The following is a 25,503-nucleotide window of genomic DNA, read 5'->3' on the forward strand; positions in this document are numbered from 1 at the left end:
ACGCCCTTCTCGGTGAGCGGGATCGCCCGAGTCAGCCGGCGAGCTCGCCCAGGGTGACCTCGATCTCGTATTCCTTGCCTCCACGGATGTAGGTGACCTTCGCGTCGCTGCCCGCGGCGGCCGCGCGCACCTGCGCCGTGAGGTCGCTGGCGCTCGTGATGGGCACTCCGTTGAATGCGGTCACGACATCGTCGGCCTTCAGCCCGCCGGCCGCGGCAGCGCCGCCCCCGGTGACCTCGGCGATGTACGCCCCCGAGACGTCGGCGTTCTCGACGCTGGCGGCGTCTCTGACGGACGCTCCGAGCAGGCCGTGGCTGGCCGCACCATCGGCGATGATCTCCTCCGACACGCGCTGGGCGATGTTGGCGGGAATCGCGAACCCGATTCCGATCGAACCCGACTCCTCCGAGCTCCCGGAACTCGCGATCGCGACGTTGATGCCGATCAGCTCGCCCTTGGCGTTCACGAGCGCACCGCCGGAGTTCCCGTGGTTGATCGCCGCATCGGTCTGGATCACGGCGATCGAGATCGATTCCGAGCTCTGCTGCGAGGTGTTGCCAGGCAGGTCGAACTGGAAGGGGCCTTCGCCCTCTTCGGGCGTCTCCTGCTCGTTCTGCGGAGCATCCTCCGACGACGAGTCGGGGAGAGCGGACGACGCGATCTGGATGCTGCGGTTCAGGGCGCTGACGATGCCGGTCGTGACCGAGTTCGACAGACCGAGCGGCGCTCCCAGAGCCACCGCGGTGTCACCGACGTTGAGCTTCGACGAGTCGGCGAAGTCGATCGGAGTGAGATCCGTCGCATCCTCGAGCTTGATCACGGCGAGGTCGTAGATCGGGTCGGTCCCGACGACGGTCGCCGAGAAGATGCGGCCGTCAGAGGTGGTGACCCGGATCGTCGGATCGGCCACGGCACCGCCGAGGGTCACCACGTGGGTGTTCGTGAGCACGTAGCCGTCGTCGCTGATGATGACGCCCGACCCGCTGCCACCCTGATCGGACCCCGCCACCTCGATCGTGACGACCGACGGGAGTGCCTCGGTCGCGACGGCGGTCGTCTCGTTGACCGACCCGGGGTTGTTGACGGTGATGGTCTCGGGGCCCTGGGCGACGCCCGTCGACCCCTGATCCGAGATCCCGTTGAGGATCGCTCCGCCGCCGAACCCCGCGACGCCGCCGACGAGGGCGGCCGCGAGCACGATCGCGGCGAACTTCACTCCGGCGCGGGGCTTCGTCTCCTTGACCTTCGTGGAGCCATCGACCGGCTGGCCGGGCTCGGCTGCGGTGTGGAGACCGAATGCTGCACCGGGCGACGTCGCGGTCGGGCCGCCGACGGGCGCCTGGTGCAGTCCGGCCAGGGGTGCTGCCTGGTGCTGTCCTGTCTGATGTCCGGGAGCTCCGAAGTAGGGCTGGGGCACCGTCTGGGCCGCGGGTGCGACCGGAGCGCTCGGAGCCTCGAATGCCGGTGCCGGCGACGACGCGAACGTCGGGGGGACGTGGTGTCCCTGGTACGGCCCCGGAGCGGCGACGGCGCCTGGGGTCTCAGCGGCGGCATCCGTCGTCGAACGGTCGACGACCTCTGCTGCCTCGGTGGACGGCGCTGCGTCATTCGACGCAGGTGCCGAGTGGTCCTGGGTGCTGTCTTCGTTCATGGTGTGTGCTCCTTCAACAACGCCCTCTTAGAGTGACGCCTGTATCTGTGCGTTTCGTATGGCGAAGATGAGTTTCACCTATGGCCTTAGCCTGTTCTTCATGAGTGTCATCCCCGGAGCATGGCGGCGCACGGCAGCGGGAGCCGGTCTGCTCGCACCAGACGGAAGCGTCGCGCCCACCATCTTCGCAGAGATGTCCGCTGCTGCGGCTCGAACCGGTGCGATCAATCTCGGGCAGGGATTTCCTGACGAGGACGGCCCCGCGGAGGTGCTCGCGGCTGCCAGGGAGGCGATCTCCCGCGGGATGAATCAGTACCCGCCCGGCAGAGGGACCCCCGATCTGCTCGACGCCATCAGCGAGCACCAGCGTCGCTTCTACGGACTGGACGTGGACCCCTCGCGCGAGGTGATCGTGACGGCCGGCGCGACAGAGGCGCTGACCGCGACTCTGCTCGCCCTCATCGACAGTGCGGACGACGAGGTCGTCGTCTTCGAGCCGTACTACGACTCCTATGCGGCCGCGGTCGCTCTCGCAGGTGCCCGACTGCGCACGGTGCCGTTGAGAGCCCCCGACTTCCAACCGGATCTCGAGCACCTGGCGGCCACGGTCTCCGACCGCACACGCATCATCCTGATCAACGATCCCCACAATCCCACCGGTGCCGTCTTCGATCGCGAGGTGCTCGCGGAGGTCGTCCGTCTCGCGGAGCTGCACGACGCGATCATCGTCACGGACGAGGTCTACGAGCATCTTGCGTTCACAGGTCCGCACACCCCGATCGCGACGCTCCCCGGCGCCGCAGAGCGCACGCTCACGATCTCGTCTGCGGGCAAGACGTTCTCGGCCACCGGCTGGAAGATCGGATGGGTGCACGGCCCCGCGGAGCTCATCACCGCGGTGCTGACGGTCAAGCAGTACCTGACGTACGTGAACGGCTCGCCCTTCCAGCCGGCCATCGCGGTGGGCCTGCGGCTCGGAGACGACTTCTTCGCGGGTGCCGCGGCGACGCTGGCGCACAAGCACGAGATCCTCGGCGAGGGACTCCGTGATGCGGGGTTCACCGTGTTCGCGCCGCAGGGCGGCTACTTCACCGTCGCCGACGCGTCAGCGCTCGGTGGAGCGGATGCGGCCGAATTCTGCCGCGCGCTCCCCGAGCGGGCGGGAGTGGTGGCGATCCCGCTGACTGCCTTCGTGTCGGAGGCACACCGAGAGGACTACGCCGGACTGGTGCGCTTCGCGGCGTGCAAACGCGTGGAGATCCTCGAGGAGGCGGCGACGAGGCTCGTGTCGAGCTTCTGACCTCTCGGCCGAGTCAGCGCGGTCCGACGGCGTATCGGCGCACCCGCAGCGAGGGATTCACAGCGCGCACGCGCTCGATGGTCGCCCGCTCGACGGCCGCGACCGCGATGCCCTCGGTCGTTCCCACCCCGGCGAGCACGACCCCCTGCGGATCGACGATCTGCGAGTGACCGACGCCGATCGGGGTCGGATGGTCGGCGGCGATCACATACGCGGTGTTCTCGATCGCTCGCGCCGCGAGGAGCGTCGTCCAGTGATGCTCCTTGAGCGGACCGCGCACCCATTCGGCCGGCACCACGAGGGCGTCAGCGCCGGCGTCGATCAGGGTGCGCGACACCTCGGGGAAGCGCAGGTCGTAGCAGGTCATCAGCCCGAAGCGGATGCCGGCGAGCTCGAAGGTGGCGGCCTCCAGATCGCCTGCTTCGATCCAGTCCGACTCGGTCTGGCCGAACGCGTCGTACAGGTGCTGCTTTCGGTAGCTCGCGAGGATCCCGTCGCCGCGCACGGCGACCACGGTGTTGTGGACATGCTGGGCGTCCGAGGCAGTCTCGACGAGACCCGCCACGATCACGACGCCGTGGTCCGCCGCGAGCGCCGTCAGGGTCGACACGAAATCACCGTCGAGACTCTCCGCATTCGCCGCAAGGGACTCGTCCATCGGATCCACGAAGTAACTCGAGTACTCGGGGAAGACGATCAGCCGCGCACCCCGCGCCGCGGCATCCGCCGTCAACTCCGCGATGCGGTCGCGATTGCCTTCTCGCGACGACGTCGGCGCGAACTGGCAGACGGCGACGGGAACGGCGGCGGAAGCGGTCTCGGTCATGCTCACATCCTCCCCCATCGCGCCTGCCGCGCCTCGATTCGCGGACTTCTGATTCCCGTGTTAGGCTATAAAACGTGCCGCGGGGTGGAGCAGTTCGGTAGCTCGCCGGGCTCATAACCCGGAGGTCGCAGGTTCAAATCCTGTCCCCGCAACGAGAATGCGACACAAGAAAAGCCCTTGATCGGGAGAAATCCTGATCAAGGGCTTTTCGCATGCATCCGCCTGCTGCTCGGCGACCGAGCGACTCCGGAGCGGTCATCCGGCCTAGGACGCGAACCACCCGGCCACCTTCGCCGGCGGCGTCCCCGATACCGCTCGTGATCCTGCCGGATACGACGGATGCCGCCCCTCGAGAGGAGCGGCATCCGGCACTGCAGAGGGTTACTCCCCCGCGCCCTGTTCCAATCCGAGCAGCGTGTTCACAGCATCCGTGAGCCGCTTGTCGGCCTCGGCGAACTTGGTCAGGTCGCCTTCCTTGAGCGCTGCCTCGCGGTCGGTCAGCGCCTGCTGCGCGGCCGCCAGGGCCTCGGCCTCGGCGTCGGTCGGCACGGTCGGCTCGGTCGGGACCTCACCGGTGTCCGGATCCGGTTCGGTCGGCTCGACCTGATCGTCTCCACCGGCCGCGCCCGCGTCACCCCCGAAGAGGGTGTCGAGCGCCGCGGTCAGCGTGTCCTCGAAGGCGACCTTGTCTCCGAAGGCCACGAGGACCTTCTGCAGACGAGGAAGCTTCGTGCCCTCGGAGGACTGCACATAGACCGGCTGCACATAGAGCAGACCGCCACCCACTGGGAGCGTCAGCAGGTTGCCGTAGAGCACCTCGGACTCTCCCTGCTGCAGCAGGTTGAGCTGCGGCACCACAGCGGTGTCGGAGTTGTAGGTGTTCTGCACCTGGCCGGGGCCGGGCACCGTCGTATCGGTGTCGATCTCGAGCATCCGCAGCTGACCGTAGCCCTCGGCCTTTACGCCCGCCTCGGATCCTGCGTCCGAGTCGACGGCGAGGTAGCCCATCAGCACGTCACGGTTGCCACCGCTTCCCGTCGCCGACGGGATGAACGTCGAGAACATCGAGAACCGCGGGGAGTCCTGCCCCGGCATCTGCATCGTCAGGTAGTACGGCGGCTGCAGGACCGCGTCGCTGCGCGGGTCGTTGGGCGTCTGCCAGCGGTTGTCCTGCTGCGCGAACGAGCCCGCGGTGTCGATGTGGTAGATCCCGAGGATGTCGCGCTGGACCTTGAAGAGGTCGGTCGGGTAGCGCACGTGGCTCATGAGATCAGCCGACATGTCGCTCACCGGCTTCAGCGTCGAGGGGTAGATGTTCTGCCATGTCTGCAGCACCGGATCCTCGTCGTCCCAGGCATACAGCGTCACCGAGCCGTCGTACGCGTCGACCGTGGCCTTGACCGAGTTGCGGATGTAGTTGATGTCGTCGATCGCGAGCGTGGGCGACGGGAGGTTCGAGTCGGCGATCGCCTCCGACAGGCTCACGTTCGTCGAATACGGGTAGGTCGCGCTCGTCGTGTAGCCGTCGACGATCCAGACCACGCGTCCGTCGACCACGCTGGGGTACGGGTCGCTGTCGAGCTCGAGATACGGTGCGACCTTCTGCACACGCGTCTTGGGGTCGCGGTCGTAGAGGATCTGGGAGTCCTCGTTCACCAGGTTGGAGAACAGGATCTGCTCCGACTGGAACTTCAGAGCGTAGAGCAGCTTCGTGAAGGTGCTGCCGATCTGCGGTCCGCCGTCGCCTTCGAACGTGGTCTTGGTCTCGGTCGAGCCGTCCTTGCCGCGCGGGTAGTCGATCTCGACGGGGTCGGTGCCGTCCGGCGAGCCGACGATCGAGTACTCGGGCGAGTTCTCGCCGAAGTACACGCGAGGCTCGAACTTCTCCTGCTCGGTGAGGAAGCCCGCGGACGGGATGCCGCGCTCGAGGAACACCGGCTCGCCATCGGACGTGCGCTGGTTGCCCGCTGCGACCACCAGGCCGTAGCCGTGCGTGTAGACGGCGGCGCGGTTGTTCCAGTTGCTGACATCGACGCCTTCCATGTCGAGGTCACGGACGGACACCACGGTGTCCTGCATCTCGCCGTCGATCTCATAGCGGTCGACGTCGAGGTTCTGCTGGAACTGGTAGTACCCGCGGTACTGCTCGAGCTGGCGCACGGCCGGGCTGATCACGGCGGGGTCGACGATGCGGATGGATGCCGTCGTCTCGGCATCCTCACGCAGCTGGCCGGCCTCGGCGTCGGTCTCGGCCTCGAAAGGCGTCGTCTCGAGGTCGGCGACCCCGTACGCCTCCTTCGTGCCGTCGATGTTCCGCTGGTAGAACTCCGCCTGGTACGCGTTCTGGTTCGGCGCCACCTGGAAGGTGGTCACCGCCCACGGGAAGCCGACGCCCACGACGAGCGAGGCGACGATCAGCAGCGCCGTCGCGGCGAGGGGGAAGCGCCAGCGACCGATGATCGCCGTGACGAAGAAGAGGATCGCGACGATCGCCGCGATGATCGTGAGGATCGCGAGACCGGGGATCGTCGCGTTGACACCGGTGTACGCAGGACCGACGATGCGGTCGTCCTGGGCGACGAGGGTCTTGTACCGGTCGAGCCACAGGCTCGCCGCCTGCACGAGCAGGTAGAGACCCGCGATGATCGCGAGCTGGATGCGGGCGGGCTTCGAGATGCGCAGCTCGCCCTGGCCGATCCGGACGGAACCGTAGAGGTACGACACGAGGGCGGTCACGATGAGGGTGAGCAGCAGGACCGCCGACACGAAGGCCAGGAGGATCGAGTAGAAGGGCATCGCGAACATGTAGAAGCCGGTGTCGACACCGAACTGCGGGTCGACGGTGTCGGTGGCGACGCCGTTCACCCAGAGCCAGACGGTCTTCCACTGGCTGGCCGCGGAGAAGCCCGCGAACAGACCGAAGAAGATCGGCATGCCCCACATCGCGAGGCGGCGCAGCGGCTCGATGACCTCCTGGTATCTGTCCAGCTGCGAGCTGAGCCGCACGTAGACGGGGCGCAGACGGTACGCGAGCTGGATGGCCACGAACAGGGGCACTGCCATGCCGAGGAATCCGACGACGAACATCACCGCCGTGGCGATCCACTGGGTGGTGAGAACTCCCTCGAAGCCCACCTGGTCGAACCAGAGGTATTCGGTGTAGAGCGACGCGAAGACGAAGAAGGCGGCGATCAGCGCGGCGATGATCGCCAACGAGATGCCGAAGATTCGTCGCGAGGTTCGGGGAGTGGCCGGGTTCGGTGCAGAAGTCGAGGTCACCGTCCCATCCTAGGCACGCCTTACTGTGCTGCGGCTGTCATCCCTGTCACGGGGAGGTCACGACGTCGCATGACGGCAGGGATCCGACGTCACCGTCCTCGGCGATCACATCGAGCGCGGCGAGCGATTCCTCCAGGCTCGACGTGCTGATCACGGTCAGGCCGTCGGGGATATGGCCGGCGACCTCGTCGCAGTTCGTCGACGGTGCGAGGAAGTACTCCGCGCCCGCATCACGAGCGCCGTAGAGCTTCTGCCGGATGCCGCCGATCGGTCCGACCGTGCCGTCGGCTTCGATCGTGCCGGTGCCCGCGACGTTCTTCCCGCCGTTGAGCTCTCCCTCGGTGACGGTGTCGATGATGCCGAGTGCGAACATCATCCCGGCACTCGGGCCGCCGACGTTGTCGAGCTGGAGCGTCACATCGATCTCGAAGTCGTAGTCCGTGCGCAGGGTCACGCCGATCAGCCACGTCGTCACGTCGCCGTCGGTCTGCTCCACCGGCGTCACCTCGACGACCTGCTCTTCGCCGCCGCGCTGCACCGTGAGCTCGACCGGCGCACCGGCAGCATCCTGGATCGCCTGACGCAGTTGCTTGGCCGAGGCCACTGCGGTGCCGTCGACGGCCGTGATGACGTCTTCCGCCTCAAGAGCGCCCTCGGCCGGCGCATCCTCGACGACCTCCTGCACGACGACCTCGGCTCCGGTGTCGTAGCCGAGCTCGTTGAGCGCCGCGGCTGTCGCCTCGTGCTGCGAGTCGACCATGAGCGTCGCGTTGCGTTCGTCCCGCTGCTCTGTCGTGACACCCTCGGGGAACACCGAGTCGAGCGGGACCACCGCTCGGGAGGAGTCCATCCAGGCCAGCGCGAGTTCGAACCAGCTCGGTGTGCGCTCGCGGTTGCCGACGACCTGCACCGTCGTGAGGTCGAGCGATCCGGCGGTCTCGAACGTCTCGGTGCCTTCGACCTGGATGAGGGGGACCTGCTCGCCGTCTGCGCCGGCCGCAGTGCCGAGGGTGTCGTAGACCGGGCCGGGACGCTGGATGACGTACGGCGTCGGGAGGAAGGTCAGCACGACGAGCGCGATCAACGCGACGACCAGCGCCCAGACGCCAAGTCCGAGCCTCACAGGCCGGGTTCGATCCACAGGTTCCTCCGTCGTTCGCGGGCGGCGTACAGCGATCTGCCCGCTTCGGGGTCTCGCGGCCGATCCTGTGACTAGCGTAGATGCCACGGCTTTAGGCGTGCTGAGAGGCGAGCGACATGTCAGACAACGACCCGACCCCCGAGGACTTCCAGGAGTTCCTCCGACGAATGATGTCCGGCCAGGGTGCCGGCGACATCGACCCCGAGGCGCTGCAGAACGCCTTCGCGGGCATGGATGGAATCCAGTTCGACCCGGCGATGATGCAGACCATCATGTCGCAGCTGCAGGGCGCGTTCGGCGGCGACGCCTGGGAGAACGCGCTGCGTCAGGCGCTGCACATCGCCAACCGCGACGGCCTCGGCATCACCGACGGTTCGCGGAGCTCGCTCGTCGACTCGTTCGCACTCGCCGATCTGTGGCTCGGCGAGGCGACGACGATCTCCGAGCTCAGCGAGTCGCCCAAGGCGATGACACGCGGCGAATGGGTTGAAGCGACCCTCCCGGTGTGGAAGGAGATCGCCGGCCCGGTGTCGACGAGCATCGCCGATGCGCTCACCAGCGCCCTCGACACGCAGGTGCCCGAGGAGATGCGCGACGTCGTGCAAGGCGCCGGCAAGCTCATGCGCGGTCTCGGCGGCTCGGTGTTCGCCGCCCAGTTCGGGCAGGTGCTCGGCAACCTCGCGCTCGAGGTGGTGTCGGGCGGAGACGTCGGCATCCCCGTGCTTCCGGCCGGAACCGCGGCTGTCATCCCGCAGAACCTGACGGCGTTCGGCGACGGTCTCGAGATCCCCGAAGACCAGATCACCCTCTACCTCGCGACCCGCGAACTCGCCTACGCCCGGCTGTATCGCCATTCGAAGTGGCTGCACCTGCACGTCATGGCCCAGATCACCGACTTCGCGCGCGGAGTCACGGTCGATGTCGATGCACTCGAAGACGTCGCGAGCCGCCTCGACCCCTCGAACCCCGAGGAGCTCCGCGCGGCCATCGAGGGCGGTGCTCTGCTGCCCACGCAGACGGAGGCGCAGCGCGAGGCCCTCGCGCGTCTCGAGAACCTCGTGGCGACGATCGACGGCTGGGTCGACGTGGTGACGGCTCAGGCCACGTCTCGCCTCCCCGATGGGGCACGGATCGCCGAGGCGGCCCGCCGTCGCCGCGCGGTCGGCGGTCCGGCCGAGGACGCTCTCGGCGCGCTCGTCGGCCTCAAGCTGCGGCCTCGTCGTCTGCGCGAGGCCTCGGCCATGTGGCAGGCGGTGACCGACGCCGTCGGCATCGCAGGACGCGACGCGCTCTGGGACTACCCCGACCTCATGCCCACCTCGGAGGACATCGACGACCCGTCCGCGCTCATCGCGCGACTTCAGGCGAGCGCACGAGGCGAGCAGCCCGTCGCAGATGAGTTCGACGAGGCCCTGGCCCGTCTGCTGGACGGCGACGACTTCTCGAGCGAGCAGCCGGAGAGATCTGATGCCTCGGAGGATGAGCAGGACTCCGACGGCGGTGACGGCCCGGGAGGCGATCGCCCGGTGTGAGCGGGGCGGGAGCGGGGTGCGCTGACTTTTCCACGGATGCCTGAGACTCCCCCACCGGAGGTTCGGCTTTGCGCAGAATCGAGGGATGTCTCCTCTGACACCCAAGACCCTCACCCGCCTGGATCCCGCCGTTCCGCTGCTTTGGCGAGACGGTGAGACACTGCAGATCGGCATCGAAGGCACGCTGCGCATCGCGGCGTCCGAGCCGTGGGTCGAGCGACTGATCGGTCGGATGGCTGCCGGGTTCCGGCGCACGGCCTTCGATGTGGTCGCGCACGCCGCAGGGGCACCGCGCGCGGAGGCACGGATGCTCCTCTCACGACTCGAACCGCTGCTCGTCGACGAGGCCCCGGCGCCGAGGGCCGCATGGGTGGAGAGCATCGACGTCGCCGACGCGCGCTGCGACTACCGCATGCGCGAAGCACTTCTCGACGAGGGGATCGCCGCCGGGGCGCGGGAGAACCCCGCCGACATCGGAGTCGTGCTCGTCGAAGGCGCAGCAGCCGCCCTGCACTTCGCCCGCTACCTTCGCGACGACACCTCGCATCTCCCCGTGGCGCTCGAGCGAGGGCGGACGACCGTCGGCCCCCTGGTGGTGCCCGGCGAGACCCCCTGTCTCACCTGCCGCGACGAGCACGAACGCGAGCGCGACGACGCCTGGCCGCGGATGCACGCGCAGCTCATCGGGCGAGCGTCGGGTCCGATCAGCGTCGCTCGGATCGCGGACGCGGCGACGCTCGTCGCGCGGCTCCTTGCGGAGACGTCATCAGCGGGCTCGTTCGTCGATGTCAGCGGCGATGGCCGGCGCGAGTGGCGTTCGGTGACGTTTCATGCAGAATGCCGGTGCCGCGCGCAGTCGTTCCCATCTCTGCCAGGAACCGCGACGGCGCCCGCTCCCCTCGCCCCGCTGAGCGTGACCACGACAGCGAGAGAGTACGCGCGGCCCGCGTGACGCCGACGTAGGCGAGGCGGCGTTCCTCGTCGATCGCCTCGAAGCCGGTGGCGTACGAGATCGGAAGCGCGCCTTCTGCCCACCCGGCCAGGTGGACGTGCGGCCATTCGAGACCCTTGGCGGCGTGCAGTGTCGAGAGCGTCACGGTGCGCATCGTGGGCTCGTGCTGGTCCTTCGCCCGTGCCATGAGCGCATCGCTGAAGGTGCGCAGGTTCTCGTCCGGCCCCGCATCCTCGGCGAGACGCAGAATCGCGCGCCGAGCCTCCCACCCGTCGCGCTGCGCGCCACCGGCCGCGGGTGGCTCATCGGAGAGCCCGAGCTCGCGGAGGACTCGCTGAACACCGGGGAGGAACCCCTGCTCCGTCGGAGCCACGGCGGCGGCCCTCAGCGCCAGGATCGCCTGACGCACCTCCGGCATGGCGAAGAACCGCGTTCCGCCTAGCACGGAGGTCGGGATCCCCTCTGCGGCGAGCGCCTGCTGCAGCACCGCCGACTGGGCATGGGCGCGGTAGAGCACCGCGATCTCCGAAGGCGACGCGCCGGATTCGATCCGCGCCGCCACGGCAGCGGCGATCCCCTCGGCCTCGTCGCGCTCGGAGTCGTAGGCCGTGACCGTGGGTGATTCCGCGTTGAACGTCTCTCTCGCCGGGATGAGCTCGAGCGCGCCCGGCCGACCCTTCATGAGAGCGTTGGCCGCTTCGAGGATCGGCGCCTGCGAACGGTAGTTCGTCTCGAGCCGCACGACCGTGGCATCCGGATGACGCCGCTCGAACTCGAGCAGGAAGCGCTGTTCCGCGCCGGCGAACGAGTAGATGGTCTGGCTCGCATCGCCGACGACGCAGATGTCCTTGCGGTCGCCCAGCCAGAGTTCGAGCAGTCGGTTCTGGAGCGGAGAGACGTCCTGATACTCGTCGACCGTGAAGTGGCGATACTGCTCGTGCACGGAGGCGGCGACGCGCGGCTCCGCTTCGAGCATCCCGGCGCATGCGAGCAGCACGTCCTCGAAATCGAGTTGGCGCCGCTCATCCTTCAGCGCCTCGTAGCGCTGCTGCAGCTCGACGAACTGCGCGGAGTCGATCCCGCTCACCGTGCGACCGAGCAGCGAGTGCTGTTCGACCGAGAGCATCGACACCTTGCGCCATTCGATCTCGGAGGCGATGTCGCGGAGGGTCGCAGTGCTCGGGCGCAGACGCATCGAGTCCGCAGCCTGGCCGAGCAGTCTCACCTTGTTGTCGATGATCGACGGCGCGGGCGAGCCGGCCAACGTCGGCCAGAAGAAGTTGAGCTGGGCGAGCGCCGCGGCATGGAAAGTGCGCGCGGCGACCCCCTCGACACCGAGAGCGCGCAGGCGTCCCCTGAGCTCTCCCGCGGCCTTCGCGGTGAAGGTGACCGCCATGACCCGAGACGGCGAGTACGCCCCGGTGTCGACGCCGTGGGCGATCCGATGGGTGATCACACGCGTCTTGCCCGTTCCCGCGCCGGCCAGCACGGCGACGGGACCACGCAGAACGGATGCCGCCTCCCGCTGTCGATCGTCGAGGGCTTCGAGCGCGCTCACGCGCGCTCCTCGAACCACTCGAGGATGAGTGCGCGCGCGATCGATGCGGGCCCAGGCAGACCGACCGGTCCGTCGCCTGCGAGAGCGGACCCGATCTCGTCGCGAGAGAACCAGCGCACGTCGATGATCTCCTCGCCGTCCGGACGCAGCACGTGATCGTCCAGCGCCACCGCACGGAAGCCGAGCATGAGCGAGCGGGGGAAAGGCCAGGGCTGAGACGAGACGTAGCGCAGTGAGGCCAGTCGTACGCCCGATTCCTCCTCGAGCTCCCGATGCACCGTCGATTCCAGCGACTCGCCCGCCTCGGTGAATCCGGCGAAGCAGGAGTACATCCGTCCGCCCCAGTTCGCGTTCGCTCCGAGCAGGAGCCGTTCGCCGTCCGAGCTCTCGACCGCGACGATGACCGCAGGGTCCGTGCGGGGGAAGTGCTCGCGACCGCAGACGAGGCATCGGCGCGACCATCCGGCCTGCCGCAGCTCGGTCGCTCCCCCGCAGCGGGGGCAGAACGGCGCGTCGCGCAACCAGCCGCCGAGCGCGAGGGCCTCGATGAGCAGCTCTGTGTCGCCGGAGCCGAGACGCGCGCCCAGGTCGCGAAGGCCCAGCCAGACCTCATCCGGGGCGGTGTCGACGGTGTCGCCCTCCGGCGGCAGTACCGCGAGAAGCACAGCGGTTCCGTCACCGTCGCGCCCGAGGAGCGCCCAGGTGGCGTCGACCATCTCGGAGGCCGGCACCCGCAGCAGAGTGGCCGGATCGAGATCGGCGCCCGAGATGCGCACCCGACCATCGCGCACGGCGATCACCCTCGTCGCCTCCTCTGCGCGGAGTCGATCGAGGATCCCTGGCTCGATGCGCAGATCGGCTGCGCGGTCGAGGGAAGTGCTGCTGTCGGCGATCATCGGCTCCTCTCTCACGGGCGTGGCGGAAGCGGGACCGCCCCTACGTCCACCTACCCTGGAGGCATGGGACGCTCTCCATTCACTCTAGCCGCGGCGGTGACTGCCGCACTGCCCGGCGCCGAGGTGACCGGGGCGCGCGCGCTCAGTGCCGACGGCGACGGCCGCTTCGACTCCGCCGTCGCCACGCTCGCCGACGGACGCGAGCTCGCGATCCGCGTGGCAGACGACGACGAGACCTCTCGGGAGCTCGCCGCCGAGGCCCTCGCCCTCAGAGCGCTGACGGCCGGTGCGCGGGCGATGCTGCCCTTCAGAGCTCCCGAGTACATCGGCGAGACCCGGCTGGCGGACGCACACGCACTGGTGACCGAGCTGCTGCCCGGTTTCCAGATCGAAGCCGCGATGGTGCCAGCGGGCCGGGGCGCCGCCGAATCGATGGGCGCGGCGATCGCCGCCGTCCACGCGCTCCCCACGTCGGTCGTGCGCGGCGCCGGTCTGACCACACGGTCTGCTCAGGAGAGTCGCGACGAACTCGCTCGACTCGTCGACGCCGCCGCATCGACCGGGCGCGTCCCCGCTCGACTCACGGTGAGGTGGCGCGACGCCATCGCCGACGACGACCTCTGGCGTTTCGAATCGACGGTCGTGCTGGGTGGAGTGCAGTCCACCTCGTTCATCTTCCGCGACGACCCGGAGCTCGGCCCCGAGGTCACCGGACTCGTCGGGTGGCATTCGCTGGCTGTGGGCGACCCGGCGATCGACCTCTCGTGGCTGTCGACCGCCCCTGATGCCGCAGATGACGTCCACGCGTCGTATGCTCGTGCCGCCGATCGCGGCCCGGACGCAGCACTCGAGGTGCGCGCTCGGCTGCTCGCCGAGCTCGAGTTCGCCCGCTGGCTGGTGCATGGGGACTCGCTGCACCGACCCGACATCGTCGACGATGCCGCCGCTCTCCTCGAGGCGCTCGCAGACGGACTGCACAGCGACGATCTCGGCGTGATCGCATCGCGCAACGAGGGTGTCGAGTCTGCTCTCGATGCGCTCGACCGGGTTCCGTCGAGCGCCGTCTCCGGGGTCGACACATCGATGCAGACCGACGCGTACAACCCGGACGACCTCTGGCGCGACGACAGCGACGCCCAGAGCACGAGCGATCTCAGTGAGACGGCGGATGCCGCCCATCGCCTCCAGGTGGGTGGCCTCGAGACCGAGGACCTGTCCGGGGTGCGCGACCAGCTCTCGGAAGACCGCGGTGCGGAGCAGCGCACGACCGGCGATGCTCATCATGCCGACAAGCCCAAGAAGGCGGATGGCTCCGACGAGGGGTCGCCGGAAGATGAAGCTCAGCGGGCCGCCCGAGCAGCGCTCCAGCGCTGGAAGAGCTCCGGCTCGGAGTAGACCCGGTCACCGCGGATGACGAGGTCGTCTGCGACGTAGTAGAGCGCGACATCGATCTCGTCGAGCGGCACGCCGAATCGGCGATGGTAGGCGAGGCGATACAGCGCGAGCTGCAGCATCCGCTCTTCCCGCTCCTGGGGTGTGCGCGGGGCCTTGCCCGTCTTCCAGTCCACGATCTCGATGCGCCCGCCCCGGTCCTCGCGTCGGTAGACCGCATCGAGCTTGCAGATGACGATATGGCCCTCATCGCCCGGCAGCGCGCCGCCACCCAGCGCGAAGTCGATCTCGATCTCGACCGCGATGGGCTTGAGGGATCCCCACTCGCTGGCCTCGAAGATCTCCTGCAGAGTCGAGAGGTCTGCGGCGTCGGCTGACGACACCTCCGCTCCGCCTGCGCTCTCGCCGAAGGAGAGGTCGTCTTCGTCTACCTCCCAGAGTGCCTCGTCGACGCGCTGGCCCACGCCGACCAGTTCGCTGCGCCGCTCGACCCAGGCATGGAACAGCGTGCCCAGGCGAGTCTGCCGATAGGGTCGCTCGGGCATCGGGCGGACGAGGGAAGACACCGTGCCGGCGAAGTCGGTGACGTAGTCCTTGAAGCGGGAAGCGGGCACGCGAGTCGGGGGTGGCGCATCGACGCCGTGCAGTCGAGCGGCACGCTCGGCGAGCAGACGGACCAGCTCCGGGGAGGCCACAGGGTCGCCCTCGGCGGCAGCGCGCACAGCTGCGGCCGCGGACTCGACGATGCCTCGCCGAGCACCGAGTGGGTCGAGCGGCCAGGTGAGCGTGGCGCCCGGACCTTCATAGGGGTTCTCGTCAGGATCCACGGGCTCGATCGGCCTGCGACCGAGCACCTCCATGGCCTCGATCAGGTACGGGCTCGGCGCCTTCGGCTGCTTCTGCCCCGCCCAGTGCGCTCCGGTCAGGAGCAGGTGGCTGCGCGCCCTGGTGACGGCGACGTAGGCCAGTCGGCGCTCCTCCTCTTGCTGATACTCGCGATAGGAGTCCTTGAAGACGGTGATCGCGCCCGGCGCCGTCTTGCTCTTGCTCGTCAGAGATGCGATCCCGGCCTTCAGCCGCTTGGCCGGATCGAGCTCCTCGTCAGAGGGGGCGATCCAACTGAACGTCGGCAGCGCCGCGCTGTCGCCGCGCAACGCGAAGGGCAGCACCCCGAAGCCGAACCACCCCGAGGTGTCCGTCGGTCGCGACGGCAGTTCCCCCTCGACCATGCGCACCACGGCGACCGCATCCCATTCCAGGCCTTTGGAACCGTGGACGGTCAGAAGCTGAACCACTCCCGGCTCCGGCGGCTCCGGGCGCGGCACCAGTTCATCCGTGCTCTCGGCCTTCTCGAGCCAGGCGAGGAGGCTCGAGATCGTCCCGCGCTCGTCGGCGGCGAGGAACGACCTGACCTCGTCGGTGAACGCACGCAGCTGGGTGGCGGCGATACGAGCCGGCCCCCTCGTCTCGTTCGCAGCGAGCTCGATGTCCAGACGCAGTTCGAGCTCGATGAGCCTCAGCATGTCGGGAAGCGGCAGCGACGAGGCTCTGCGAAGACGTTCGAGCATCTCCCCCGCTGCGCGTATGCGAGAGCGACCCTCCGGTGTGATGCCCGACAGAAGGCGATAGTCATCGCTGAGGCCGCGGAGCACATCGACGGCGTCGATGATGGACAGCGCCTCGTCCGCGCCTCGTGACGCGCGGATGCGCTTTCGGAGTTCGTCGTCCAACGGCAGCAGACCGCTGTCTCTCCGCGAGAGCTCCGCTGCAAGCCCCTGCAGCGCGGCCATGTCGGCGACCCCGACCGAGAAGCGAGGGCCGACGAGGAGTCTGATCAGAGCTGAGCCGGCGGTGGGATCGTGCAGCACCCGCAGTGTCGAGACGACATCGACCACCTCGGGCGTGGCCAGGAGACCACCGAGGCCGAGGATCCGGTGGGGAATGCCCTGCGCGGCCAGGGCTGCCGCGAAGGTCTGCATGTGGCGCTTCGACCTGAACAGCACCGCCCCGGTGTGCGGCTTGGCTGGGTCGTCGTGTGCTGCACGACGCGCGGCGAACCACTCGGCGACCGCGCGCGCTTCCTCATCGACCGTGAGCGGGAAATCCACCTCGACCGCCCCGGGGCCCGCACCCGGGCGGGCCTCGAGGGGCGGCACGTCCAGCCCAGGTCTGCGAAGCGGACCGAGGATGCGGTTGGCGACGCCGAGGATGCTCCGGTCGTTGCGCCAGCTCGTCATCAGACTGTAGTTCCCGACGGTCTCCTGCTCGGAGAAGGTCCGCGCGAAGGCGTGCAGGTTGTCGGCGCTGGCGCCTCGCCATCCGTAGATCGACTGGTGGGGATCGCCCACCGCCATCACGGCGGAGTCTCGGAAGAGCCGTGCGAGGAACTGCGTCTGGATCACAGAGGTGTCCTGGTACTCGTCGAGCAGCACGACCTGATGCTGCTGTCGGAGATCTTCGCGCACATCGGGTGACGACTCGACGATGTCGTAGGCGCCGCTCACCTGGTCGGCGAAGTCCAGCACACCACGTCGTTCCTTCTCGGCGATGTAGTCGCGGACCAGCACCGACAGAGCGGGAAGAGCGCGAAGATTCGCCACCGCGGTCGCGACATCCGCATTGCTCGAGTACGGCTCGAACGCCTCGGCCTGACGCAGCGCGATCCGGTCCGCGCGGTCGAGGTCGACCCTGTGGTCGAGCGAGTCACCGGCCAGCCTCTGCACCGCATCGACCACTCCCGCCACAGATCGGTCTATCTGTTCCAGCTCGGGGAGGTCGGCGCGCAGCACGACGTCGCGCACCAGCATCCAGGACGCCGCCTGACTGAGCATCGCGACGTCGGACTCGCGGCCGATGCGCGCCGCGTGCTCGCGCACGATGCCGTCTGCGAATGCGTTGTACGTCGACACCTTCGGACGGATCAGCAGGTCCTCGGCCGACAGGGGGGCCGAGTCGCCCGCGGTGCCGAAGCGCTGGGCGAGTTCATCGAGCACCTGCGATCGGACGACCTCGCGCTGACGGCCGTTCGCTGCTTTCGACACGCGATCGAGAGCGTGGCTCGCCACGATCTCGGGAAGGTGCGGCAGCAGCCCCCTTCTTCCGTATTCGTCGATGAGCGCCAGCCTGGCGCCGATCCGCTCGGCGAGCTCACCGGCGGCCTTGCGGGTGAAGGTCAGCCCGAGAATCTGATCGCGGCGCACGTGCCCGTTCGCGACGAGCCAGACGACGCGACCGGCCATCGTCTCGGTCTTGCCGCTGCCCGCTCCCGCGACCACGAGCGCAGGTGCGGGTGGCGATTCGATCACCCTCTGCTGCGCCTCCGTGGGCGCCGGGAGGCCGAGAGCGGCGGCGACGTCCAGTGCAGAGATCCCGTGCCCCGCTCCCGTCCACGCAGTCACGCGCTCACCGCGGCGACGGTGTGGATGCGGCACGGCTGGACCCGCCATTGGGTGTCTGCGCAGTGCGCCTCGACGTGCGCGGTGAAGCTGGACGCCGACATGCCTCGCGCGGCCTCGGCGATGCGTCCGAGGAACTGCACCCGCTCTTCGCCGGCGAGGGTGTGCTGGTGTGCGACGCGGAAATCGCTCCCGGCAAGGGTCTTGGCGACCAGCACGAGCCGCGCTCCGGCCAGCGCCGCCGGATCCGCTCCCTCGATGAGCCCCTCTTGCACAGCCACCTGGTATGCGGCGAGCTGCGCGTGGTCTGCGACCTTCTGCTCGCTCTCCGGCTCGTACTTGCCGGTCTTCAGATCGACCACCACGACGCGTTCTCCTCCCTGCGCATCGGCCATACGCGTCCATCTCTGCCCTCGGGCCTTCGCATGCTCCCCGCCCCCGGCGGTGTACGCCTCGACCCTGTCGATGAAACCGTGGACGATCGCGTGGTGCGGGTGGGGGTCGTCCGGTTCGGTGCTCACCGGGCGGACAGCAGGCGGGACGCCGATCTCCTCCGGAACCTCGACCGCGAATCGGAACTCGACCTCCCCGGCGATCACGCGACCGCCTTCCTCTGCCACGTCCGAGAGATAGCTGTGCAGTCGATCGATGTACAGGTCGGCTCGACGACGCTCTTTCCTGCCGATCCAGGCCGTCTCGAAGTCGAGCTCGGGCCAGTGCTCGGCCAGAACGTCGCGAAGGCGATCCAGTTCCCCGTCGGGCACCTGCTCCATCGCTTCATGGATGATGGTGCCGATACCCGCCGACGGCGGCATCACGGTGTCGCCGCCGAGCGCGGAGACCGCCCAGTTCAGCTCGCATTCCTCGAACGATTCCATGCGTGACGGCGACACCCGAGCGGCATCGACCGCGAGGTCGTGCAGTGGGGCGTCGGTCGTCGGCGGAGCCACGCCGTACCACTCGGACGGGTCCGCGCCCGGCACGCCCTCTCTCGCGAGCACCGCCAGCTGCGCGGACGCGTGCTCTCGCGCGGCCGGGGAGGTCGAGGTCGTCAGCACCCGGCGATGACGGGCGACGAGCCCGCGCAACGTGAGCGGATGCTCCGCCGATGCATGCAGCTCGGGCGGATCGGGCGGCGGGAGGAAACCGAAGAACGGGCTGGGCATCAGGTCGTCGTCGTCGACCGCGGTGACCAGGAGCCGGCGGCGCGAGCGAGAGATCGCGCGCACGAAGAGCCGCAGTTCGTCGTGGAGTGCCGCGCGGCGCCGGTCGAGGGTCTCGGGCGGGTGCTCGACGGTTCCGGTGCGGGCGGCGAGCAGCGCATCGGCGAGGCGCCAGGTCTGCAGCATCCCGCCGCGCAGACGCACGTTCGGCCAGATGCCGTCCTGCACTCCGGCCACCACGACGGCGTCGAACTCGGTGCCGAGCGCTGTCGCAGGTGTGAGCAGGGTCACCCGTCCCGGCCGATCGGGACTCGACAGGGAGTCTTCGGGCACCTCACTGTCGAGGATGTCGCGCACGAACACCTCGGGCTTCTCATTCGGGGTGCGTTCGACGAACCGCTTCGCCGCACCGAACAGGGAGACGAGGGCGTCGAGGGCTCTCGCGGTCTCCGCACCGCTGGGCTGCAGCGACATCTCGCGCCACGCGACCTGGAGCTTGCGCCCGTCGACTGCCCTGGACTGATCCCAGACCCGCCACAGAAGATCGTGGATCGTCTCGCCGTCAGCCGCCGCGGAGGCCACCTCGGCGATGGTCGAGGCGAAGCGCGCGGCCAGGCGGGATTCCTGCGCATCGATGAGAGTGAAGTGGTCGGGCGCGGCCAGCGCCTGGCGCAGCAGCTCCCGAGCCGGCGTGGACCCGCCGAGGTCGAGCTCGATATGACGCAGACGTGCCCGCAGACGCCGGAGACCGATCGCATCCATGCCGCCGAAAGGAGTGCGGAGCGCCTCCTCCCAGTCCTGGGAGGTCCGGTCGTCAGGTGCGGTGAGGGCCAGGCGCACGATGCCGACGATGTCGCGCACGATCGGCTCGGAGCCGAGGGGCCGCTGCACACCCGCGGCTCTCGTCGGGATCTCGCGTGCCGCGAGCTCGGACTCGAGGTGCGTCACCTGCCGGGTGTCGTGCGCGATCACCGCGATGCGATCCCACGGAACACCGTCTGTGAGATGCCATTCGCGCATGACGCCGGCGATGCGGTCGAGCTCTTCGTGCGGCGACGGCGCGATGAAGGTGCTGACGTCGGTGGGGGCGCCTGATTCCTGTGCGTCGAGCGGTTGGGGGGCGCGTCGGTGGTCGATGCGGCCCGACGCCCCGATCGCCTGAGTGACGGTGCGGGTGAGCGCGGTGAGAGCGGGCGCCTCCCGATGGGGCCTGTCGAGGACGTGCACCTCGCCGAGCGCGGCGGCGAGCTGAGCGAACAGCTCCGGGCTCGCACCGCGGAAGGCTCCGGAGGAGATGTCAGGGTCGCCGAACGCGAGCACTGCCGTGCCTCGCGCGCGCAGCGCCTCGACCATCGCGATCCCGCCACGTGTCAGCTCCTGCGCGTCGTCGATCAGCACCACCCTGAGATCCGCGAGGGGCCCCAGGACAGTCGACTCGGCCGTCTGCAGGATCGTGCGCGCCTCGGCGAGCAGATCTGCGGCGTCACGGTGGGATGCCCGCGCCAGATCGAGCACCGCGCGGTACTCGACGAGGAAGTCGGCGACGGCCGACCAGGCCGCATCGTCGGCCGCGCGCAGCTCCCCGGGCTGCGCGCCGAGCTCGACGCACTCGGCGAGGAACGCACGAAGCTCGGAACGGAAGCCCTTCGATGCGCGAACCGCGGGGCTCAGCGCCTGCGGCCATACGATGCGCTCGTCTTCCGCATCGCCCGCGAGCAGCTCGGCGATCAGACGGTCCTGGTCCGCCCCTGTCAGCAGGGCCGGCGGCTCTGCTCCTGCGCGCACCATCGCTCCGCGCACGACCTGGAAGGCGAACGATCCGAGCGACCTGGCCAGCGGGCCGGGGGTGGCCTGACCGATTCTGACTCCGATGCGGTCGCGCAACGCGGTGGCCGCCTGCCTGCTCGGCGTGAGGACGAGGAGCTGCTCGGGGCGCATCCCGACGGTGTCGAGCAGATGCACCACACGCTCGGTGAGGGTGCGGGTCTTGCCCGTTCCGGGCGCCCCGATGATGACACCGGATGCCGACACCTCTGCGCCGATCACGGCGTTCTGCGCGGCGTCCTCTGTCATGTCCTCCACGCTACTGCGGCGCACGGACATCGCCGCCCGCCGCCGTCTCACGACGCTGTGCGCTCAGGGCGAAACCCACCCGATCGGCGGATCCCGTCGTCTCGCCGCCCGGTAGAGTTGGGCGCAGTCGTCGACCCCCGAGGTCGACTCGACCACAGCATCGTCGACTGGAATACAGGAGTACGCGTGGAAATCCGCATCGGCATCATCAACACCGGCCGCGAGCTCAGCTTCGAGACCGCTTCGAGCGCGGACGAGGTCCGCGCACAGGTCTCCTCGGCTCTCGAGCAGAACACCTCTCACCTGAGCTTCGCCGATGTGAAGGGCAACTCCTACCTGGTTCCGACCGCGAACCTCGCGTACATCGAGCTCGGCACCGAGGAGTCTCGTCGCGTCGGCTTCTTCGCCTGACGCCACGATGTACATCCTCCTCGCTCTCGTCGGAGCGTGCGCGCTCGGCATCGCGGCCCACTACACGATCGGTGGCCGGGAGCTGCGCGGGGTCGCACTGACGCCCGCGATGGCCACGGCCCTCGCCGCGCTCTTCTATACGGGCATGCAGTGGCTGGGCGTCGGAGAGGACAGCATCTGGCTGTGGCTCGCGAGCATCGTCGGATCCGTCGCGGTCGCCGCAGGCCTCACGGTCGCGATCGTCGCGTCGCGCCGTCGGTCGGACGCATCGGCCAGGGCCGCGCTCGGCATCTGAGCATTCGTGAGCGAGCGTCGCACGCTGCGGTGGATCCGCGTCAGCGTCGGCGTGCTGATGCTCGGCCTCGTGGTCAGCGGTGTCATGTCGTGCCGCTCGCGCTCATCGCCGGCAGCATCCGGGGCATCCCGCTCGGCTGGCAGCTCATCGACATCTCGTTCGGCGTGGTGGGCGCAGTCCCCGCCGTCGTCGCCTGGCGTCTGACCCGGCGGCTCGAGCGGATGCGCACGCAGACCGCTGCGGGCTAGGAGGCCAGCCCCATCGCGTCCATGCGACGCGCGTGCGCGCCCATCAGCTCGGTGTAGACCAGCTCGACGCGGTCTTCGCTCATGGCGGCGAGTTCGGGCTGACGCAGGGCTGAACGGCACACCAGGATCGTGTCGCCGACCAGGCGGCGCGCCCACATCGACAGGAGCGATCGCCACTCCCCGTCGCCGTCGATGGTCTCCTGGATGATCGCGACGATCTCGTGACGGGCGTCGTCCTCGCCCAGGATGGCTGCCACCCGCTCGCCGGTCTCTCCGTAGCTCGAGGCGAGCGCGAAGTAGAAGTCGTCGAGCATCCCTGCGGTGATGTAGACGGCCAGCAGCGTCTCACGTGGACGCGCCCCGATCGTCTTGCGACGGAATGCATCAAGGTTCTCGCGGAACGGGAGCATGAGCTGCGTCGGATCGTCACCGCGCTCGGCGATCAGGTCGACGATTGCCCGATGCTTCGTGAGAGCGGCGCCGGCCGCGCGAGACAGGGATTCCTTCTCGGAGAGCTCGGGCGTCGCCCTGATCAGTCGGGTGAGCGTCTCGAAGTAGCCCAGCTGCAGGTACGCGGCCTGTCCGAGGAATCGTGGCAGCTCCGGCGCGAGTTCGGCGAAGTCGACGCGCGTCGCCGCGCCTTGATCCCCTCGACTGCGCAACGTCAGTGTGCGCCGGGGCGTCCTTCGCTTCCAGAACCAGTTCACCACGGGGTTCACAATACTCGGACGAGAGGGGCCTTCCGGGCGCCGCCACCCCCTCGGGTAGGCTGTCGGTGTCCCCGCCGTCGGAGCGGGGCCCGCGCCTGTGGCACAAAGACGGCGTGGATCCGTGAACGTGGCGATCCTCGCAGGTCGCCGGACAGGCACTCTGAACATTGACAACCTTCGCTGATCTCGGAATCGATCAGGACATCATCGACGCACTCGCCGCCAAGGGCATCGTCGACGCCTTCCCCATTCAGGAGCAGACCATCCCCCTCGGCCTCCCCGGCCAGGACATCATCGGCCAGGCCAAGACCGGCACCGGCAAGACCTTCGGATTCGGCATCCCTGTCGTGCAGCGACTGGGGCTCAACCCCGAGCACGGCGTCAAGGCGCTCATCGTCGTTCCCACCCGCGAGCTCGCGGTGCAGGTGTACGAAGACATCGACCTGCTCACGAGCAACCGCTCGACCAGCGTCGTCGCGATCTACGGCGGCAAGGCCTACGAGGGTCAGATCGACCAGCTCAAGGCCGGCGCGCAGATCGTCGTCGGCACGCCGGGTCGTCTGATCGACCTCGCCGGCCAGCGCCTTCTCGATCTGTCGAACGCGACCGAGGTCGTGCTCGACGAGGCCGACAAGATGCTCGACCTCGGCTTCCTCGCCGACATCGAGAAGATCTTCCAGAAGGTCCCCGCGGTGCGGCACACGCAGCTGTTCTCGGCGACCATGCCCGGCCCGATCGTCGCGCTCGCTCGTCGGTTCATGTCGAACCCCATCCACATCCGTGCCAGCGACCCCGACGAGGGCCTCACCCAGGCGAACATCAAGCACCTCGTCTACCGGGCTCACTCGCTCGACAAGGACGAGATCATCGCGCGCATCCTGCAGGCCGAAGGCCGCGGCAAGACCGTCATCTTCACGCGCACCAAGCGTGCCGCGCAGCGCCTGGTCGACGAGCTCTCCGACCGCGGATTCAACGTCGGCGGCGTGCACGGCGACATGGGCCAGGATCAGCGCGAGCGCTCGATGGCGGCCTTCAAGGCCGGCAAGCGTGATGTGCTGGTCGCGACCGACGTCGCCGCCCGCGGCATCGACGTCGATGACGTCACCCACGTGATCAACCACACGATCCCCGACGAGGACAAGACGTACCTGCACCGCGTCGGCCGCACCGGTCGGGCGGGCAAGACCGGTATCGCCGTGACGTTCGTCGACTGGGAGGACCTGCACAAGTGGGCGCTGATCAACCGCGCCCTCGAGTTCGGCCAGCCCGAACCCACCGAGACGTACTCGTCCAGCCCGCACCTGTTCGAAGACCTCGACATCCCCGCCGGCACGAAGGGCCGTCTGGTCTCTGCGCCCAAGACGCAGTCGGTGAAGACCGAGCGGGCTCCGCGCCCCGAGCGTGCAGCAGACGTGGCAGCAGAGGGCACCGACGAGGGCGGCACCCGTCGCCGTCGGCGTCGTCGGGGCGGTTCGACCCCGGTGGGTTCCACGTTCGCAGAAGGCGCCTCCGAGGCGCCCGCCGGCGACTCGCAGTCCACGACGTCAGCCGACCGCAGTGCCGAAGGCGCCGGCACCCACGACGGCGCAGGCAAGGAGCACCACGACGGCAAGCCGGCTCCGGCGCGCCGTCGCCGTCGTCGTCGCGGCGGTTCGGGCGGAGCGGGAGCGGCTCCGGTCTCCGGCGCCTGATCGACCTCAGAGGGGGCGGATGCTGCAGCAGCGGCATCCGCCCCCTCTGCCGTCTCCCCGGGCACACCGCACCAAGCGGTCGACGGAACGCCCGGCGTCAGGCGTACCGCGGCGCGGTTCCGCTCGCGCGCTCGATGAGCCGCTGCACCATCTCGTCGGAGGTCGTGTTCTCGCCCGGCAGGTTCGGTTTTCCGGTGCCGTGGTAGTCGCTCGAGCCCGTGATGATCAGGTCGTGCTTCGCCGCGATCGCATGCAGCGCCTTCTTGCCCGACGCGGTGTTCTCGCGGTGGTCGATCTCGAAACCGCCCAGACCGGCGGCGATCAGCTGCTCGATGAAGTGCAGGGGCATCATATGGTCGCGACCGACGGTCGCGGGGTGCGCGATGATCGCCACTCCCCCGGCATCCGTGATCAGACGCACCGCGGTGAGCGGATCCGGAGCGTAGTGCGGCTCGTAGTAGCCCTCACGCGGATGCAGGATCCCGTCGAACGCCTCGGTGCGATCGCGGACGATTCCCCGAGCGACGAGAGCGTCGGCGATGTGCGGGCGGCCGACCGTCGCGTCGAGCGTGGTCTGGGCGAGGACGTCGTCCCAGTCGAGGTCGTAGTCGCGACCGATGCTGCGGACGATCCTCTCTGCTCGGCCGATCCGATCGCCCCGGATCCGATCGGTCTCGGCTGTGAGCGCCTCGTCGAGCGGGTCGAACAGGTAGCCGAGCACGTGCACGCTGCGCCATTCGTGCTTCGCCGAGAGCTCCATGCCGGGGATGAACGTCATCCCCAGTCCTGCGGTGGCCGCTGCCGCCTCGTCCCACCCGGTGCTGCGGTCGTGGTCGGTCAGCGCCACGGTGCGCAAGCCGTACGCGTGCGCCTGGCGCACGACCTCAGCGGGCGTCTCTGTACCGTCCGAGTGATTGGAGTGCATGTGCAGGTCGGACGGACCGGCGAAACGGCGTGAGGGAGCGGAGGCCATGCTCCGAGCGTACCGAC

General features: G+C 69.0%; 17 protein-coding genes and 1 tRNA gene. 8 read left to right on the forward strand and 10 right to left on the reverse strand.

Annotated elements, in window-relative coordinates; translation table 11 throughout:
* Positions 1-31: 31 nt before the first annotated feature.
* Positions 32-1,651, reverse strand: coding sequence for a S1C family serine protease (locus AC04ME_RS16660; protein ID WP_475436097.1), 1,620 nt, complete (start codon positions 1,649-1,651; stop codon positions 32-34).
* Between the two features lie 100 nt (positions 1,652-1,751).
* On the opposite strand from AC04ME_RS16660, the gene AC04ME_RS16665 reads away from it, so the two are divergent.
* Positions 1,752-2,951 (forward strand): aminotransferase class I/II-fold pyridoxal phosphate-dependent enzyme, encoded by a 1,200-nt coding sequence (locus AC04ME_RS16665; protein ID WP_475436099.1) that lies wholly within the window; start codon positions 1,752-1,754, stop codon positions 2,949-2,951.
* Between the two features lie 13 nt (positions 2,952-2,964).
* Here the strand turns inward: AC04ME_RS16665 and AC04ME_RS16670 are convergent, their stop codons facing one another.
* A complete protein-coding gene (locus AC04ME_RS16670) occupies positions 2,965-3,777 on the reverse strand; it encodes a carbon-nitrogen hydrolase family protein (protein ID WP_475436101.1) in 813 nt (270 codons plus the stop codon).
* A 78-nt stretch (positions 3,778-3,855) separates the two neighbouring features.
* Here AC04ME_RS16670 and AC04ME_RS16675 point away from each other — a divergent pair.
* Positions 3,856-3,929: transfer RNA gene (locus AC04ME_RS16675), tRNA-Met, on the forward strand.
* 229 nt (positions 3,930-4,158) lie between these two features.
* Here AC04ME_RS16675 and AC04ME_RS16680 read toward each other — a convergent pair.
* Entirely contained in the window at positions 4,159-7,056 is a 2,898-nt protein-coding gene (locus tag AC04ME_RS16680) for a UPF0182 family membrane protein (protein WP_309687253.1), read from the reverse strand.
* Between the two features lie 46 nt (positions 7,057-7,102).
* Positions 7,103-8,197: a YlbL family protein gene (locus AC04ME_RS16685; protein ID WP_475436103.1), complete on the reverse strand. Its 1,095-nt coding sequence runs from the start codon at positions 8,195-8,197 to the stop codon at positions 7,103-7,105.
* Between the two features lie 116 nt (positions 8,198-8,313).
* Here AC04ME_RS16685 and AC04ME_RS16690 point away from each other — a divergent pair, with 116 nt between their 5' ends.
* Complete coding sequence (locus tag AC04ME_RS16690; protein ID WP_309687248.1) at positions 8,314-9,729, forward strand: zinc-dependent metalloprotease; 1,416 nt, start codon at positions 8,314-8,316, stop codon at positions 9,727-9,729.
* A 788-nt stretch (positions 9,730-10,517) separates the two neighbouring features.
* Here AC04ME_RS16690 and AC04ME_RS16695 read toward each other — a convergent pair.
* Together AC04ME_RS16695 and nudC are read right to left on the reverse strand one after the other, a co-directional pair.
* Positions 10,518-12,239, reverse strand: a complete 1,722-nt coding sequence (locus tag AC04ME_RS16695; RefSeq protein WP_042541978.1) for an ATP-dependent helicase — start codon at positions 12,237-12,239, stop codon at positions 10,518-10,520.
* Positions 12,236-13,135, reverse strand: a complete 900-nt coding sequence (nudC, locus tag AC04ME_RS16700; protein ID WP_475436106.1) for an NAD(+) diphosphatase — start codon at positions 13,133-13,135, stop codon at positions 12,236-12,238. The genes AC04ME_RS16695 and nudC overlap by 4 nt, the downstream gene beginning before the upstream one ends.
* 63 nt (positions 13,136-13,198) lie before the next feature.
* Here nudC and AC04ME_RS16705 point away from each other — a divergent pair, with 63 nt between their 5' ends.
* Positions 13,199-14,530 carry a phosphotransferase gene (locus tag AC04ME_RS16705; RefSeq protein WP_475436107.1) on the forward strand — a complete coding sequence of 444 codons (1,332 nt, stop codon included), beginning with the start codon at positions 13,199-13,201 and terminating at the stop codon, positions 14,528-14,530.
* On the opposite strand, the gene AC04ME_RS16710 is transcribed toward AC04ME_RS16705, so the two are convergent.
* Together AC04ME_RS16710 and AC04ME_RS16715 are read right to left on the reverse strand one after the other, a co-directional pair.
* On the reverse strand, positions 14,476-17,925 hold the full coding sequence (locus AC04ME_RS16710; protein WP_475436109.1) for a UvrD-helicase domain-containing protein: 3,450 nt from the start codon (positions 17,923-17,925) through the stop codon (positions 14,476-14,478). The two genes, AC04ME_RS16705 and AC04ME_RS16710, sit on opposite strands and share 55 nt — an antisense overlap.
* Positions 17,922-21,158 (reverse strand): ATP-dependent helicase, encoded by a 3,237-nt coding sequence (locus AC04ME_RS16715; RefSeq protein ID WP_475436111.1) that lies wholly within the window; start codon positions 21,156-21,158, stop codon positions 17,922-17,924. The genes AC04ME_RS16710 and AC04ME_RS16715 overlap by 4 nt, the downstream gene beginning before the upstream one ends.
* 186 nt (positions 21,159-21,344) lie before the next feature.
* Between AC04ME_RS16715 and AC04ME_RS16720 the strand changes: the two genes are divergently transcribed.
* The 3 genes from AC04ME_RS16720 to AC04ME_RS16730 all read left to right on the forward strand — a co-directional run bounded on the left by AC04ME_RS16720 (position 21,345) and on the right by AC04ME_RS16730 (position 22,112).
* Complete coding sequence (locus AC04ME_RS16720; RefSeq protein ID WP_042541981.1) at positions 21,345-21,569, forward strand: DUF3107 domain-containing protein; 225 nt, start codon at positions 21,345-21,347, stop codon at positions 21,567-21,569.
* Between the two features lie 7 nt (positions 21,570-21,576).
* Entirely contained in the window at positions 21,577-21,864 is a 288-nt protein-coding gene (locus tag AC04ME_RS16725) for a hypothetical protein (RefSeq protein ID WP_475436113.1), read from the forward strand.
* An 89-nt stretch (positions 21,865-21,953) separates the two neighbouring features.
* Positions 21,954-22,112 carry a hypothetical protein gene (locus AC04ME_RS16730; protein WP_197066113.1) on the forward strand — a complete coding sequence of 53 codons (159 nt, stop codon included), beginning with the start codon at positions 21,954-21,956 and terminating at the stop codon, positions 22,110-22,112.
* Here the strand turns inward: AC04ME_RS16730 and AC04ME_RS16735 are convergent.
* Positions 22,109-22,822 carry a ferritin-like fold-containing protein gene (locus tag AC04ME_RS16735; RefSeq protein WP_042542188.1) on the reverse strand — a complete coding sequence of 238 codons (714 nt, stop codon included), beginning with the start codon at positions 22,820-22,822 and terminating at the stop codon, positions 22,109-22,111. The genes AC04ME_RS16730 and AC04ME_RS16735 overlap by 4 nt on opposite strands.
* Positions 22,823-22,989: 167 nt before the next feature.
* On the opposite strand from AC04ME_RS16735, the gene AC04ME_RS16740 reads away from it, so the two are divergent.
* A complete protein-coding gene (locus AC04ME_RS16740; RefSeq protein ID WP_475436116.1) occupies positions 22,990-24,513 on the forward strand; it encodes a DEAD/DEAH box helicase in 1,524 nt (507 codons plus the stop codon).
* A gap of 97 nt (positions 24,514-24,610) precedes the next feature.
* On the opposite strand, the gene AC04ME_RS16745 is transcribed toward AC04ME_RS16740, so the two are convergent.
* On the reverse strand, positions 24,611-25,486 hold the full coding sequence (locus AC04ME_RS16745) for a PHP domain-containing protein (protein ID WP_042541984.1): 876 nt from the start codon (positions 25,484-25,486) through the stop codon (positions 24,611-24,613).
* Positions 25,487-25,503 lie beyond the last annotated feature (17 nt).

It is taken from the genome of Microbacterium sp. LjRoot205, from assembly GCF_056175745.1.

What these genes read in the sequence shown, in the direction of transcription:
- AC04ME_RS16665 (WP_475436099.1), top strand. Translation starts at nt 1,752, where the DNA reads ATGAGTGTCATCCCCGGAGCATGGCGGCGCACGGCAGCGGGAGCCGGT.
- AC04ME_RS16715 (WP_475436111.1), bottom strand. Translation starts at nt 21,158, where the DNA reads ATGACAGAGGACGCCGCGCAGAACGCCGTGATCGGCGCAGAGGTGTCG.
- AC04ME_RS16745 (WP_042541984.1), bottom strand. Translation starts at nt 25,486, where the DNA reads ATGGCCTCCGCTCCCTCACGCCGTTTCGCCGGTCCGTCCGACCTGCAC.
- AC04ME_RS16690 (WP_309687248.1), top strand. Translation starts at nt 8,314, where the DNA reads ATGTCAGACAACGACCCGACCCCCGAGGACTTCCAGGAGTTCCTCCGA.
- AC04ME_RS16670 (WP_475436101.1), bottom strand. Translation starts at nt 3,777, where the DNA reads ATGACCGAGACCGCTTCCGCCGCCGTTCCCGTCGCCGTCTGCCAGTTC.
- AC04ME_RS16725 (WP_475436113.1), top strand. Translation starts at nt 21,577, where the DNA reads ATGTACATCCTCCTCGCTCTCGTCGGAGCGTGCGCGCTCGGCATCGCG.
- AC04ME_RS16705 (WP_475436107.1), top strand. Translation starts at nt 13,199, where the DNA reads ATGGGACGCTCTCCATTCACTCTAGCCGCGGCGGTGACTGCCGCACTG.
- nudC (WP_475436106.1), bottom strand. Translation starts at nt 13,135, where the DNA reads ATGATCGCCGACAGCAGCACTTCCCTCGACCGCGCAGCCGATCTGCGC.
- AC04ME_RS16660 (WP_475436097.1), bottom strand. Translation starts at nt 1,651, where the DNA reads ATGAACGAAGACAGCACCCAGGACCACTCGGCACCTGCGTCGAATGAC.